This window comes from Corynebacterium sp. LaCa_70, assembly GCF_058182015.1.
In genome coordinates this window covers 991,481-1,005,694 of the sequence record NZ_CP190914.1, presented here as the reverse complement: position 1 = coordinate 1,005,694, position 14,214 = coordinate 991,481, and the positions used below count along the sequence as shown (strand labels likewise).

The following is a 14,214-nucleotide window of genomic DNA, read 5'->3' as shown; positions in this document are numbered from 1 at the left end:
CCAGTGAACAAACCACGACACCGTGCACGTTTAGCCGCTGGCATCACGTGCACTTTTTACAGCACGCTAGCTGTTATCAGCCTTGTTTTGCTTTTCATCCTTTTCGGATGGAGACTCATCGGCCGGGCGGACGGAATCCTGGGCACGGGAATCCGCATAAGTGTCAGCCTTCTTTTCTTCCTTGGCCTCCAACTGATTTTCGTCGGCAAGCAACTTGTAGTCCTCGCCAATGCTGAACTCGACGTCTTCGTCTTCATCCAGCTGGGTAGCAACTTCGTCAGAGACGTAGTTGTAGAGCTCTTTATCACCCAAGTTGGACTCAGCAACCAACTGCTGCATCTCCTCGTTGTGCTTCTTCTCCAGCTCTTTATCTGGGTGCAACGACAGGTACATCAGCTGGCGCAGGCGGGCACGCTTGGTGGCCTCATCGCGAATCCGTGCGAAGGACTTAACCCACGCACCAACCAGGATGACGACCATGACCATACCCATGTAGCCCAATACCGGGTAGACGTATTCCATCAAGGTGTCAAAGCCGACGAAGCTGACTGCAAAGCCCAGCAAGGTCCCGACGATGAAGATGACGCGGTACTGACTCTCACGGCCAGCGGACAAGCGTTTACCCAGCGCGTAGAACATACCGATGGCAGTGTTGAAGACCATCGCGAAGATCACCAGCGCCATGACCAAGCCCAGGTTCTCGTTGATGTCAGCAACCAGGGTGAGCATTGGGATCGACGTGCCGTCGATCAATTCAGCGTTGAACAGCATGGCCATCGTGGCCAGTACCAGCATGATGGCATAAGCAATACCACCGAACAGGCCACCCCAGCCGGCTTCACGTGGGTCTAAGTAGTCGCCACCGATAACCAGCGTCATCGATACAGCCAAGATCAGCGCCAAGCCGTTATAGTTCAGCGCGGACAGCAGCCAGTTACTAATAGGGCTTTCAATTTCTGCCGACCGTTGCGCGACCAGGTTGACATCATCTGGCCAGTTCACGAACGTGTACACCGCTACGGCAAGAATCGCGATGATGATCAGCGGAGTGAGCAGCCCGATGATTCGGGATACTTTGTTGACATCCAGCATGCCGGCGACAAGCACCAACCCCAGCATGACGGTGGAACCAACCCATGGCTGCCAACCGAATTGCTGCTCCAGGTTGGAGCCAGCGCCGGCGAGCATCACGAAACCAATGGAGAACAACGTGATGACTACGGAGATATCCAGCAGGATCGACACGATTGGGTGCGTCGTACGCTTGAACACCAGCCGGTGTTCACGGGCGTGGAAATAGCTGCCCAGCTGCAGGAAAACTGTTCCGGCAAGCGCCATCACGATGCCAGCTATCGCAGCACCTGCCAGCCCCCACATTCCATAGGACGAGAAATATTGCACGACCTCACGGCCGGTGGCGAATCCCGCACCGACAACGAGGCCCACAAAGGACAAGGCAATACCTGTAATGCGTTTATAGGACACCGAATTATCGCTCTTTCTTTGCTTAAGAAAACTGTCTTCGGATGATTGACGTTCCTACGATACACGCATCACAGCATTGTGTGTTTTTGTTTTCGCCTCTATTAGCTACTGTGCAAGCTTTTCCGCGATCAATTTATTGACTTGACCTGGGTCGGCTTTGCCTTGGGTCGCTTTCATCACGGCACCGACGATGGCACCGGTGACCTTTGTGTTTCCAGCGCGGTATTTCTCGACGATATCCGGGTTTTCGGCCAGCGCATCGTCCACGGCCTTCTCGATCGCACCATCATCACGCACGACCTCCAGGCCACGCTTGGCGACAACCTCGTCGACGTCTCCTTCGCCTTCCAGCACTCCGTCCACGGCTTTGCGACCCAACTTGGTGGTCAGTTTGCCTTCCTTAACCAGCTCCACGACGCGAGCAACCTGCGCCGGGGTGATCTCCAACGCTGCCAACTCCACACCAGCTTCATTGGCTTTGCCAGACAAGTAGGACACCCACCAGGCACGTGCTTCGTCGGCACTCGCACCATGCTCAGTGGTTTCAATGATCAAGTCCAACGCCCCAGCGTTGACCAGATCACGCATTTCTTTGTCTTTGAGCCCCCACTCTTCCTGAATGCGCGCGCGGCGAATCCACGGCATTTCTGGCAGCGTCTGCCTGATCTCTTCGACCCATTCACGTGGGGCGGAAACTGGAGGCAAATCCGGATCATTGAAATAGCGGTAATCCTCGGCAGTTTCTTTTGGGCGTCCCTTGGAGGTTGAGCCATCGGATTCCTGGTAGTGACGGGTCTCCAGAGCGATCTCCTCGCCGTTGTCCAGTGCGTACGCCTGGCGCTGCATCTCGAAGCGCACGGCCTGCTCGACTGATTTCAACGAGTTGATGTTCTTCGTCTCTGTGCGGGTACCGAATTCTTCACTGCCCTTTGGCCGCAGCGAAAGGTTGGAATCCACGCGCATAGACCCCTGGTCCATGCGAGCATCAGAAACCCCCAGCGCAGCGACGAGTTCACGCAGGGCGGTGACATAAGCACGGGCCACCTCTGGGGCACGTTCACCAGCACCGACAATTGGTTTGGTCACGATCTCGATCAGCGGAATGCCAGCACGGTTGTAATCAACCAGCGAGGCAGTAGCACCGTGGATACGACCATCAACACCGCCAAGGTGAGTCAATTTGCCCGTATCTTCTTCCATGTGGGCGCGCTCGATCTCAACACGCCATTCGGTGCCATCATCCAACACCACGTCCAGGTAGCCGTCGTACGCGATCGGCTCGTCATACTGAGAGATCTGGTAATTTTTCGGCTGATCCGGGTAGAAGTAATTCTTCCGGGCAAACCGCGACGATTCTGCAATCTGACAATTCAGCGCCAAGCCAATTTTGATCGCCCATTCGACTCCCTTCTCGTTCACGACGGGGAGAGCGCCAGGTAATCCCAGCGAAACTGGATCCACGTTGGAGTTAGGCTCATCACCAAAATGGGCCGAAGAGGTCGAAAACATCTTGGTTTCCGTACCCAATTCCACGTGAACTTCCATGCCCATCACCGGGTCGTATTTTTCTAGGACTTCGTCATAGTCCAGCAAGTCATACATCGCAGCAGTCATAGCCACCATGGTAATGGTTTCTGTCTCGCTTTCGTGCACAGGGTTTCCGGGTTGCTGCAATCTAGCCGAACGCAAGCTAGCCGAATAACGCCTCGGCAATCTCATAACGCTGCATCGGCACAGTTTTTACCTTGGCGACGACTTCTGACAAAGGAACAGTCTCGATAAATTCGCCGCGAAGCACCACTGAAGATCCAAACTCGCCCCTGTGCGCCGCACGCGTAGCATGTACGCCAAACCGACTGGCAAGAACGCGGTCGAACGCCGTGGGAACGCCACCGCGTTGCACATGCCCCAACACAGTGGTGCGCACGTCGTAGCCAGTAGAACGCGAGATTTCCTCACCAATTAACTGACCCATCCCGCCGAGGCGTCGGTGGCCGAATTCGTCGACACCTTTATCATCGACCGCCATGGTTCCAGGTCGCGGTTGCGCCCCTTCGGCGACGACAATGATGCCGTATTTCTCGCCCATCTGAAAGCGCCGTTCCATCGACTTCGTGATCTCACTGACATCGAAAGGCACTTCCGGAATCACAATATGATGCGCACCGCCGGCCAAACCCGCATGCAAAGCGATCCACCCGGTATGGCGTCCCATGACCTCGACCAGAAAAATCCGTTTGTGCGATTCCGCGGTGGTATGCAGCCGATCAATCGCATCGGTAGCAACGGCTACCGCGCTGTCGAACCCAAAGGTGTAATCGGTGGCCAGTACATCGTTATCAATAGTCTTGGGCACTCCAATCACCGGCACCCCATTATCCGCCAGCCACTTTGCCCCCTTGAGCGTGCCTTCCCCGCCAATTGCGATTAAGGCATCAACGCGGGCGTCGGCAAGATTCGCTTTAATCGTTTCCAGATTGGCTTTGAAAATATCCGGGTGCAGGCGACCGGTCCCCAAAATAGTGCCGCCCCGGACAAGGATCTTGTCGATGGCATCGTCGTCGTAGAGATCGACCCGGTCATCATCCAACAACCCCAGCCAACCATCGCTGTAACCGACAACGGTGGAATCATGCTCTTGATTCGCCGTGCGCACGATGGCACGGATAACGGCGTTCAGACCCGGGCAGTCGCCTCCCGAGGTCAATGTGGCAATGCGCATGCTTCTACTGTAGGCAACCCGCGACGTGGTGTCAGTAAGTGGTGGGCTTCCCTACGGTGCTCAGCATCGAATTAGCTGATAGCTCAATGAGCTCAGTGTCTAGTCAGGCGCAATCGTCTAGATGGTCTTGCGATAAAACAGCGAGGTCACCAAACCAATGGCAAGCACAACGACCAACAACAACACGGTATTCGCGGTACCAACGGCCAAGCCTTGCGCGGCGACGGTAATCTGCATCAGCGCCGACAAGATAGATACTCCCATCACCGAACCCAACTGCCGCGCGGTGTTATATACCCCTGATGCTGCCCCCATGATGGGAGCTTCCACATCACGCATCGTCGTCGCAGAATTCGTGCCCCAAATAAATGATTGTCCGATTCCCAAAAAACTCACAACAATCGCCAGCCACCAGACTGGTTGTTCATGGGCCATGATCCACCACGACGCCGCACAGGCTGCCAACATGACGCTAAAGCCAGCGACCACCAGATTGCGTGGGTGAAATTTATCGGCCATAATGCCCGCGATTGGCGAGACAAACAACGAGGTCAATGCCATCGGGGCGATGACAAGGCCGGCCGTTCCAGAATCTAAGTCTTGACCATCTTGCAGCCACAGCATGATCGGCAACATCAGAGAAGCAGCCATAAATCCCATGCACGAAATAATGATAATGCCCAGGCGATAATTGTGATTCTGGAATAAAAACAGCGGGATCATCGCTTCCACGCCGCGCGCCTGTGCACTGCCTTGCAGCTTGATAAAGCCAAACAATCCCGCAATGCCCAAAGCCAGCAGCAACCAAATCCACCACGCCCAATTGGCTTCCGGTGCTTGTTGGATCGCACCGACGACCAACAGCATTGACACCAACGAGACCACGACAGAAACCGGGTCGAGATTGCGTGCGTAGGTCGGCATCCGAGGCACCCAGATAGTGGCCAAGGCGATGGCGATAACACCGAAAGGAACTTGAATCAGAAAAACTGCGTGCCACGATGCAGATTGCACTAGAAAACCGCCCAAAACCGGGCCGGTTATCGCTGCAACCGAACCGATAATGCCCCACACGCCGAGTGCACGTCCACGACGCTCCCGGGCAAATACCCGGTTGATCACCGACATCGTCTGCGGCATTTGGATGGAAGCACCAAGCCCCTGCAGGCACCGCGCGGCAATCAATAGTTCGATCGTGGGAGCTAAAGCAGAAGCCACCGCCCCGATAACAAAAACCGCGATGCCAATACGGAATAAGCGGCGTTGCCCGAAACGGTCCCCCAGACGACCGGTAAATAGCAACGGCACGACGACGAATAACAGGTACCCCGACGACACCCACAAAGTTTCTGCCAACGTGGCATCGAACGCCCGGCGGATGCTCGGAATTGCCACCGCGATCAAAGTCTGATCCAACAAAGACATGAAAAAGCCCAACGAGAGGGCAAACATTGCCTTCCACGCTTGAGCTTCTGGAAGCACCGTTGAAGCAGGAGCAGAACGGGGTGGCTGTGCAGAGGTCTTTTGTTGTGCAGAAGTCTGTGATTGTAGAGAGACTTGTCGTGGATCGGGCGAGGTAGTCACCCCGCCGATCCTAGCGTGGAACAGCTGCTGCAACAGTGTGAATCTGCTATCGCTACGACACCAATCAGCGACCGCCATGGTGCAGACTGCACCGCGATGCCCAGAGGCCTAGACTAAAAGGCATGGCACTTATTGATAAGAAATCCCCACAGGAAGTATCCACCGCAACCACGACTGCATTCGGCCTGGTGGGCGGCTACCTCACCGCCGTGCAAACCGGAATCCGACCACTCGGCGGCGTCGTACTGGGCGCTGCAGGCTACTGGGCAGCTCGTTCCTGGGCCGCAAAAACCAGCCCAGCTACCACCGCTGGCTTACTCGGCGGCTACGTGGCTGCCTTCGGTCTATCACACCCACTGGCAAAGAAAATCGGTTCCTGGCCAGCAGTAGGCGTAGTCACCGCAGCTACCGCTGGGGCGGCCTACGCCATCTCCGACAGGAAATAACGACGCAAGCTAGTTGCTCGTCAAAGCCTCATAGGCTGCACCGACGCGGTACAAACGATCGTCGGCGAAGGCCGGGGCCATGATTTGCAGGCCGGTCGGCAACTGGGTATCGGCCGCCATGCCGGATGGCACGGACATACCGCACACACCAGCCAGGTTCAACGGCAACGTGCACAAGTCGAAGTTGTACATCGCAGTCGGGTCTTCCACCTTTTCCCCCAGTGGGAAGGCCGTGGTCGGCGTCGTTGGGGAGACCAACACGTCGACTTTTTCGTATGCGCGAGCGAAATCCTGCGCCACCAACGTACGGATACGCTGTGCTTGCAGGTAATACGCGTCGTAGTAGCCCACGGACAGCGCGTAGGTGCCGACCATAATCCGGCGCTTGACCTCTGGTCCAAAACCAGCCTCGCGGGAAAGCTCCATCACACGGTTCGCGGAATTCTCACCGTCGTCGCCAACGCGCTTGCCGTAACGCATGCCGTCGAAACGTGCCAGGTTAGAAGAGACCTCACACGGCATAATCAGGTAATACGCGGCCAATGCGTCGTCAAAGTGAGGGCAATCAACTTCAACAACTTCCGCGCCATTATCGACCAACGTCTGCACCGCCTTGCGGTATTGATCCATCACGCCAGTCTGCCAACCATCGCGCTCAAATTGCTTGATGACGCCAACTTTAAGGCCTGTCACATCACCGTGTGCGCCCTCGCGGGCAGCGGCAACGACATCCGGAACTGGTTTGTTGATGCTGGTGGCATCGTGTGGGTCGTGACCTGCGATGACCTCATGCAGCAGCGCGGTATCCAGTACGGTATTCGCACACGGGCCAGCCTGATCCAGCGAGGATGCGGCCGCGATCAAGCCATAGCGCGACACAGTGCCGTAGGTAGGTTTCACACCGACGGTATTGGTCAGCGCAGCCGGCTGGCGGATGGAACCACCGGTATCCGTACCAATACCCAACGGTGCCTGGCCGGATGCCAACGCAGCCGCGGTACCACCGCCGGAACCACCAGGAGTACGTTCTGTGTCATAGGGGTTTCGAACTGGGCCAAAAGCCGAGTTTTCATTCGAAGACCCCATCGCGAACTCATCCAAGTTGGTTTTACCCAGGATCGGAATCCCAGCTTCGCGCAGACGCCGGGTTACGGTCGCATCATATGGACTACGGTAGCCTTCCAGCATCTTGGAGGCAGCTGTGGTGGGGGCGTCGGTAGTCACCAACAAATCCTTGAGCGCCAGCGGCACACCCGCCAATGGTGAAGCGGGCTTTTCGCCGTTGTCCAAAGCCTTGTCCACGACATCGGCGGCGGCCAACGCTTCGTCGACTCCGACGTGCAAAAACGAGTTCAGCGTCTCGTTGGTTTCGCTGATGCGGTCCAAGTATGCCTGGGTAACCTCCCGCGAGGTGATCTCGCGATTATGGATGCGCTGCGCCAAATCCGCTGCGGTTTCCGAGGTGGTGCCATCGTGTGGACGCGTAAATTCAGTCATTAATTATCTACCTCTGTCGCTCTTTCAGAATTTGTCAGCTGCTCGTATTTGGGCGCTGAGCTAACCACGAATCTTCGGAACCACGAAACGATCGTCGCGCGCATCCGGAGCTTGGTCCAGGGCCTGCTCCGAATTCAGTGTGCGCACTACTTCGTCGCGACGCATCGCGGCGTCCACCGAATGCGGGTGGCTCATTGGTTCTACTCCGGTGGTGTCCACGTTTTGTACTGCTGATACCACATCGACGATACCGTCAATCTGTTCTGCATAAATAGCGATTTCTGCATCGCTCAAAGCCAGGCGGGACAGCTTCGCCAAGTGCTCAATTTTCTCGCGGGAAATTTCTGACACAGTCGATTCAATCCTTCGATATCCGTGAATCCTTTTTCTTCCGTACTATGCTACGCCACTGGACCCATCGATTAACCAACGCCTGCGAGTCTGGTACGTGAGACTGCAAAGCACTGTTTTTGCCCCCAAAGTGACGTGCCAGATTGCTAGGATAGTGACAGCGAACTAGACGCTCAGAAAGTGGTGGCAACAACTCATGTCGTTTTTGATCCGTGTCCTGCTCCCGGATACCCCCGGAGCGCTCGGACAATTAGCCGACGCCATCGGCCAAACTGGCGGCAATATCCAGTCCGTCGACATCATCGAATCGTTTTCCGCTGATGCGGTCATGGACGATATCGTTGTCGATTTACCCCAAGGAGTCATGGCCGATGCCCTCATCACGGCAGCCAATTCCGTGGATGGTGTGGAGGTCGATTCGATTCGCCCATTTTCCGGCCGAGTAGACCGGCGGGGCCAAATTGAGATGCTGTCAGAGCTGGCAACCAGCCGTGGAAGCCTACGCACCTCGCTTCAAGATTTCGTCTCAGTTTTCCCCAAAGCCCTGACTTCTTCCTGGGCGATCATTGTTGATACCACGAACGAGATCACACGTGTGGCCGCCTCGAGTGCGGCGCCGGAAGATGATGGCTCCATCCCCGCCGATATTGATATCACTGCGGCCCGCGTGCTGGTTGCCGAGAGTGAAGACTGGATCCCAGATTCCTGGCGCATCCTCGATTCCGCACTCGCCGGCGCCCCACTGGGAGACAGTGGCCTGGTACTGATTATCGGCCGAGCCGGCGGCCCAGATTACTTGGCCAGCGAGGTGGTTCACCTTAGGCATCTGGGCAATATCTTGGGAAAGTTAATCGATTAATTCGCCGTCGAGAAGCTGCACAAATTCTGCTTCCGACAAGATTCGCACGCCCAGATCACGCGCCTTGGTTTCTTTCGAGCCCGCGTTTTCCCCAGCCACCAGGTAATTGGTCTTTTTCGAGACCGAACCGGTAGCTTTTCCACCCCGGGAGACGATGGCTTCTTTCGCGCTATCGCGACTAAAGCCCTCCAGCGTTCCGGTAACCACAATCGTCAGGCCTTCCAGCGTCTGCTCCACGCGTTGGTCAGCCTCGACTTCCATCGTCACACCGGCCTCGGCCCACTTATCCACGATCGCACGATGCCATTCGACACCGAACCAATCCTGCAACGAATTCGCGATCGTCATTCCAACGCCATCCACATCGGCGATCTTGTCGACGTCAGCCTCCCGCAGCGCCTGCATGGAGCCAAAGCGCGTCGCCAATGCCCGCGCCGCAGTGGGCCCGACGTGGCGGATCGACAGCGCGATAAGCACGCGCCAGAAATCTGCCTGACGTGCGTTCTCGAGGTTTTCCAAAAGCTTCTCGCCGGACGCGTTGACCACGCGTTTCGTCTTGTCCTCTTTGTCCAGCCGGGTGTAGACGCTGGATTTCGCAAGCGCGGCTTCGTCGATCGCAAAAAGGTCGGACTCATCGACCACCACACCACTGGCGATCAGATCGTGGGCGCCTTTTTCGCCGAGTGCTTCGATGTCGAAAGCTTTACGGGAAGCCAGGTATTCCAAGCGCGCACCCAGCTGCGCCGGGCACGACTGTGCATTCGGACACCGCCAGTCAGCATCGCCTTCTTTTTGCGGCGCCAGGATGCTGCCGCACGAGGGGCATTCTTTCGGAAAAGACCACTCGTATTCGCTGCCATCGCGCTGCCCGGTCACTGGCCCCAAAACTTCCGGAATAATCTCACCGGCTTTGCGGATGACTACGGTATCGCCAACCAACACCCCTTTGCGCTTCACTTCCGTTTGGTTGTGCAGAGTCGCCATCGACACGGTGGTTCCCGCAACAAAGACCGGCTCCATCACCGCATAAGGAGTGACACGTCCGGTCCTGCCGACGCCCACCTCAATACCCAATAGCTTGGTGGTGACTTCTTCTGGTGGATACTTATAGGCAATTGCCCACCGCGGAGCGCGCGAAGTAGCACCCAGGCCACGCTGTGCAGACAAGTCATCAACCTTGACTACCAGGCCATCCATCTCGAAAGAGGCATCGTGGCGATGTTCCCCCCAATACGAGACTTGTTCAAGTACCTCGGCGCTCGTTTCCACGCGTTTGGTGTATGGCGAAACCGGAAGCCCCCACGCCTCCAAGGCTTGATACGCATCCCACTGCGAGCCCGGCGCGAAGCCTTCCCGGGCGCCCAGGCCATGAGCGATCATGCGCAGCCGACGTTTTTTGACTTCTTCGGTGTTTTTCATGCGCAGCCCGCCGGCCGCCGCGTTGCGCGGGTTGGCAAACGTCTCGGGCTTCTTACCTTTTTCTTCGGCGAGCCGGACGCGTTCTTCGTTGATGGCGGCGAAGTCTTCGGGGTTCATATAAACCTCACCGCGAATTTCGATAAGTTCCGGGACCGGGTATTCGTCGGTTCCGGTGAGCTCGTGTGGGATGTCGTCGATAACGCGGGCGTTGACGGTGATGTCTTCCCCTGTGGTTCCATCGCCACGGGTGGCTGCGCGTTCCAGTTGCCCGTTGCGGTAGACCAGATCCACCGACAGCCCGTCGATTTTCAGTTCGGTCAGATACGCCGGAGCTGGCGTACGCGCGAGCCAGTCACGGAGCTCGTCGTCGGTAAAAGCATTATCCAGGCTGAGCATCGGCTCGAGGTGATCAACATTGGCAAAGCTGGATTCTTCCGGGACGGGTGCGCCGACTTCCATGGTTGGTGAATCGGGCACCGCCAGTTGCGGGTGCCGCTTTTCTAATTCTGCAAGCTTGCGAAGCAACGCATCGAATTCCGCATCTGGGATTTCTGGTTGCTCGTTGTAATAGCGTTCGCGGTGGTAGCGAACCTCGTCGGCAAGCTCGTTCCAGTGGCGGCGCAATCCTGCTTCATCAAAATCACTCACGTGCGCCTAGTTTAATAGGTTTCTCATGGGCGTCTAATAGATGCTGTGGTTTCGCTGGGTGTTCGAACCAGTGCGCCGGTGTGTGCGCCTGTGTGTCTAGGCTGTAAGTCATGAGTTTCAACGCTTCCCGCATGCTAGCCTTCGATTTGGAAACAACCTCCAATATTCCGCAGGAGGCCCGGATTGTCACCTCTGCCCTGGTCTCGATCGAAGGCTCAACCGTGGATTCGCAGGAAATGCTGGCGGATCCGGAAATCGAGATTCCACAACCAGCCGTCGACGTGCATGGTATTACCACCGAATATGCCCGGGAGCATGGCCGCAACCATGACGAAGTGCTCGCAGATACCATCGCGGCGATCAAAAAAGGGTGGGAAGAAGGCAAAACATTGGTTGTCTATAACGCGAATTATGACTTGACGGTGCTGCGGAGTTTGGATCAGGATTTCACGGTGACTGGGCCGGTGTTTGATCCGTTCGTCGTCGACAAGCTGAAGGATAAATACCGCAAAGGCCCGCGCACGTTGGGCAAAGTCTGCGAAGAATACGGCGTGCCATTGGATAATGCGCACGAGGCCACCGCCGATGCGATGGCTGCGGCCCGGATTGCCTGGAAGCAAGTGAACCAACGCTTTCCGGAATTGGCGAAGCTAGATGATGGCGAGCTGATGGAATATCAAGCCGTGGGCTATTACGAGATGCAAACGGAGTTCAAACGCTATTTGGCCTCGCGCGACCGGGATGCCTCGTCGGTAGCGACGTCATGGCCGATGCAAGGTTAGGCTGGTGAGCATGAAAAAATCACTCGTGACCGCGCTCATTGCCGGGGCGGCAGTGCTGGCGGGTGCCATTATGCTGGGCCCGCAACGTATTGCACTGGCGAACCAAGCAACCGGCGATGAACAACTAGCTACCGAATTAGCTGAGCTCTCCGTTCCCGGGCACAACCAGCTTGCGGCTATGACCATCGAGGACGGTGTCACCAACTATGCCGGCTGGGGCGCTGATAACGAGACCGAGGTGGAAATTGGTTCGGTCACGAAGATGTTGACGGCTGAACTACTGCGTCACGAAATCGACAACGGCGCGGTGAAATTAGAAACCACGCTGGGTGAGCTGATCGACGAGCTCGCTGATCCAGTGGCGTCGGTGACGCTAGAAGAAGCCGTCAACCACACTGGCGGGCTGCCCCGGCTCGCGGGCGTCGGGTTTACCGCAAACCTGGGCTTTTCTGTATTGGGTACCAACCCCTACGACGGCATTGGGCGTGACGACGTTGTTGCTGCCGCCAATGGCATAGAAGAGTTAGAAAACCGCGGAGAAGAACAATACTCCAACCTCGGTTTCGCGCTACTCGGCTGGGCACTAGCAGAAAATGCCGACACCACCTACGAGGAGATGCTGCACGATGTGCTACTCCAGCCATTAGGTATGCACAATACTTTCGTAGCCAATGAACCACTTCCCGACGATGAACCAGCCGGGCTACTCAACAATGGGCGGCACGCCCAGCCATGGGTAACGGAAGGTTACGCACCCGCGGGCATGGTGCGCTCCACCGCCACCGATATGGCGCGATTCGCCGAATACCTCCTGGACAAAGGGCTACCAGATTACGGCTGGGCCCGCACCGCTTCGGCACAGGATAGCGACAACAACGCAGGATGGCACAACGGGCAAACCGGTGGCTATTCCTGCATGCTGGTCATTGCCCCAGAAACGGGCCGCGCTGCCTTTGTCGCAGGTAATACCCCGCGTGGTGTGGAACAAATCGGATTACAGCTAGCAGGAGAGGAAGTGCACTAATGTCCGCAATTATCAACCTCATCCTGGTATTTTTGCTGATCTTCAACTGGGGCTTCGCCGCATGGAAGGCACGGGAGAAAACGGGCGCCATCTCCATCCAAATCATCAACCTGCTGATCAATATCGGATTGACGATGTTCATTGCCTACGTCGTCGCCTGGAATTCCGTGGTACCCATCTGGGTCTGGTGGGGGTTGGCTGCGCTGATGGCAGCGTCGGTCACGCTTATCGTCTACCACATGCTGGAACGCCAATCGATGGGCGCCAACGCAGGGGCTCGTGCTGAGAAAAAATCGGCAACGTCGCGCAATTAAATTCAGCAGCGCGCAGCTACAGGTCGCCACTATCGTCGGCAAGCATACGCGCGATTTCCGCGGTCAGCCGGTAAGTGCGTGCGCAATCCAGGGTGTTATCTCCCGGTAACCCCGGCTGTGGGCAGATATCAAGTACGCCTGCACCAAAAACCCGATCAATACCAAGGGTATCGAGCAAGCGCGCAACAGAAATCGCTTGCCTCCGGGGATTTTCTCCCCGGTCATCCCAGACCATGTCTGCCGGTACGCATGCCAACCCCACCCGCATGCCAGATTCCACCAACTCCGCAAGCTGATCCAGCTTCGCGGTACCAGTCACACAGCGTTGGTCCACGATGATTTCACGAACTCCACCAGCTGCCGCGCCTTCGGTAACTTGATCACGATGTTCGCGAACTACCTGAGCAATCACGTGGCGTAGCGGACCATGATCCGCATCCGAGACATTAAGATAATCCACTGCTCCGCCTGCACACCGTGCCAGCAACGCCGCAGCATCATCGGAAGCAAGTGGGGCTATCTGGTGATAATCGGTAGCACCAGGAATAGCACCACGCACACAGCGAGCTAAATACGGCTCATCGAGCTGGAGCACAGTGGAAGCAGAAAATCTCCGGGCGATATCTGCGCGAAAATTGGAAACGCCAACGGCCAAGGCGTCGGCAAGATCGAATAACGCGGAACGATCGCTCAGCACCCGGTGGCCGCCAGCCAGCTCAATTTGGCTAGCCAAACTCACCGGCCCCATAACCTGTACCTTGATCACCCCGCCCGGGTGTTGCCAGGCCTCTTCGAGCACATCCGCATCACGGGCCCGCAGATCGCGAAGAAACCACGACCACCGCTGCGGACGAGCTTTCAACTGCCAACGGCGCGCTCCCCGATCCACGCTCAACGATTCCAGCAACGCGGCAGTATAGCCCACCGCATCAGAACCCAAGCCACGCTGCGGCAACTGGGGTAGATGCAGCCGATCACCGAATTCGCTGATGACCATATCCCCCGCTGCCGCCATCGAAGTGCCAGCCAGCGGACCAAGCCCCAAATACCCCGTTCGATTCATCTGCTTCATGGAATACTTAC

The 14,214-nt window shown here is 56.8% G+C and carries 13 protein-coding genes; 5 read left to right on the top strand and 8 right to left on the bottom strand.

The window, feature by feature from the left end; translation table 11 throughout:
- Positions 1-66 precede the first annotated feature (66 nt).
- The 4 genes from ACP8MI_RS04560 to ACP8MI_RS04545 all read right to left on the bottom strand — a co-directional run bounded on the left by ACP8MI_RS04560 (position 67) and on the right by ACP8MI_RS04545 (position 5,791).
- A complete protein-coding gene (locus ACP8MI_RS04560) occupies positions 67-1,485 on the bottom strand; it encodes a YkvI family membrane protein (protein ID WP_018120045.1) in 1,419 nt (472 codons plus the stop codon).
- A gap of 105 nt (positions 1,486-1,590) precedes the next feature.
- Positions 1,591-3,108 carry an Asp-tRNA(Asn)/Glu-tRNA(Gln) amidotransferase subunit GatB gene (gene gatB, locus ACP8MI_RS04555; protein WP_026167784.1) on the bottom strand — a complete coding sequence of 506 codons (1,518 nt, stop codon included), beginning with the start codon at positions 3,106-3,108 and terminating at the stop codon, positions 1,591-1,593.
- Between the two features lie 67 nt (positions 3,109-3,175).
- Positions 3,176-4,207, bottom strand: a complete 1,032-nt coding sequence (locus ACP8MI_RS04550) for a 6-phosphofructokinase (RefSeq protein WP_490290723.1) — start codon at positions 4,205-4,207, stop codon at positions 3,176-3,178.
- A 117-nt stretch (positions 4,208-4,324) separates the two neighbouring features.
- Positions 4,325-5,791: a DHA2 family efflux MFS transporter permease subunit gene (locus ACP8MI_RS04545; protein ID WP_275042150.1), complete on the bottom strand. Its 1,467-nt coding sequence runs from the start codon at positions 5,789-5,791 to the stop codon at positions 4,325-4,327.
- A 122-nt stretch (positions 5,792-5,913) separates the two neighbouring features.
- Here ACP8MI_RS04545 and ACP8MI_RS04540 point away from each other — a divergent pair, with 122 nt between their 5' ends.
- Positions 5,914-6,237, top strand: coding sequence for a hypothetical protein (locus ACP8MI_RS04540; RefSeq protein WP_018120041.1), 324 nt, complete (start codon positions 5,914-5,916; stop codon positions 6,235-6,237).
- 9 nt (positions 6,238-6,246) lie between these two features.
- Here ACP8MI_RS04540 and gatA read toward each other — a convergent pair whose 3' ends face one another.
- Positions 6,247-7,734, bottom strand: coding sequence for an Asp-tRNA(Asn)/Glu-tRNA(Gln) amidotransferase subunit GatA (gatA, locus tag ACP8MI_RS04535; protein WP_490290722.1), 1,488 nt, complete (start codon positions 7,732-7,734; stop codon positions 6,247-6,249).
- Between the two features lie 60 nt (positions 7,735-7,794).
- Positions 7,795-8,085: an Asp-tRNA(Asn)/Glu-tRNA(Gln) amidotransferase subunit GatC gene (gene gatC / locus ACP8MI_RS04530; protein ID WP_490290721.1), complete on the bottom strand. Its 291-nt coding sequence runs from the start codon at positions 8,083-8,085 to the stop codon at positions 7,795-7,797.
- Positions 8,086-8,281: 196 nt separating this feature from the next.
- On the opposite strand from gatC, the gene ACP8MI_RS04525 reads away from it, so the two are divergent.
- Complete coding sequence (locus ACP8MI_RS04525) at positions 8,282-8,944, top strand: ACT domain-containing protein (protein ID WP_490290720.1); 663 nt, start codon at positions 8,282-8,284, stop codon at positions 8,942-8,944.
- Here the strand turns inward: ACP8MI_RS04525 and ligA are convergent.
- Positions 8,933-11,011: an NAD-dependent DNA ligase LigA gene (gene ligA, locus ACP8MI_RS04520; protein WP_302500934.1), complete on the bottom strand. Its 2,079-nt coding sequence runs from the start codon at positions 11,009-11,011 to the stop codon at positions 8,933-8,935. The two genes, ACP8MI_RS04525 and ligA, sit on opposite strands and share 12 nt — an antisense overlap.
- Before the next feature lie 110 nt (positions 11,012-11,121).
- Here ligA and ACP8MI_RS04515 point away from each other — a divergent pair, with 110 nt between their 5' ends.
- From ACP8MI_RS04515 to ACP8MI_RS04505, 3 genes are read left to right on the top strand one after another with little or no spacing between them, the layout of a single operon-like run.
- On the top strand, positions 11,122-11,793 hold the full coding sequence (locus tag ACP8MI_RS04515; protein WP_018120036.1) for a 3'-5' exonuclease: 672 nt from the start codon (positions 11,122-11,124) through the stop codon (positions 11,791-11,793).
- A 10-nt stretch (positions 11,794-11,803) separates the two neighbouring features.
- Positions 11,804-12,817, top strand: coding sequence for a serine hydrolase domain-containing protein (locus tag ACP8MI_RS04510; protein WP_490290719.1), 1,014 nt, complete (start codon positions 11,804-11,806; stop codon positions 12,815-12,817).
- Entirely contained in the window at positions 12,817-13,131 is a 315-nt protein-coding gene (locus tag ACP8MI_RS04505) for a hypothetical protein (RefSeq protein WP_490290718.1), read from the top strand. The genes ACP8MI_RS04510 and ACP8MI_RS04505 overlap by 1 nt, the downstream gene beginning before the upstream one ends.
- Before the next feature lie 16 nt (positions 13,132-13,147).
- Here ACP8MI_RS04505 and ACP8MI_RS04500 read toward each other — a convergent pair whose 3' ends face one another.
- Positions 13,148-14,203, bottom strand: coding sequence for a uroporphyrinogen decarboxylase/cobalamine-independent methonine synthase family protein (locus tag ACP8MI_RS04500; protein ID WP_490290717.1), 1,056 nt, complete (start codon positions 14,201-14,203; stop codon positions 13,148-13,150).
- Between the last annotated feature and the right edge of the window lie 11 nt (positions 14,204-14,214).

Coding starts and splice junctions, on each gene's coding strand:
- gatB (WP_026167784.1), bottom strand. CDS start 3,108: ATGGTGGCTATGACTGCTGCGATGTATGACTTGCTGGACTATGACGAA.
- ACP8MI_RS04550 (WP_490290723.1), bottom strand. CDS start 4,207: ATGCGCATTGCCACATTGACCTCGGGAGGCGACTGCCCGGGTCTGAAC.
- ACP8MI_RS04540 (WP_018120041.1), top strand. CDS start 5,914: ATGGCACTTATTGATAAGAAATCCCCACAGGAAGTATCCACCGCAACC.
- gatA (WP_490290722.1), bottom strand. CDS start 7,734: ATGACTGAATTTACGCGTCCACACGATGGCACCACCTCGGAAACCGCA.
- ACP8MI_RS04525 (WP_490290720.1), top strand. CDS start 8,282: ATGTCGTTTTTGATCCGTGTCCTGCTCCCGGATACCCCCGGAGCGCTC.
- ACP8MI_RS04515 (WP_018120036.1), top strand. CDS start 11,122: ATGAGTTTCAACGCTTCCCGCATGCTAGCCTTCGATTTGGAAACAACC.
- ACP8MI_RS04510 (WP_490290719.1), top strand. CDS start 11,804: ATGAAAAAATCACTCGTGACCGCGCTCATTGCCGGGGCGGCAGTGCTG.
- ACP8MI_RS04505 (WP_490290718.1), top strand. CDS start 12,817: ATGTCCGCAATTATCAACCTCATCCTGGTATTTTTGCTGATCTTCAAC.
- ACP8MI_RS04500 (WP_490290717.1), bottom strand. CDS start 14,203: ATGAAGCAGATGAATCGAACGGGGTATTTGGGGCTTGGTCCGCTGGCT.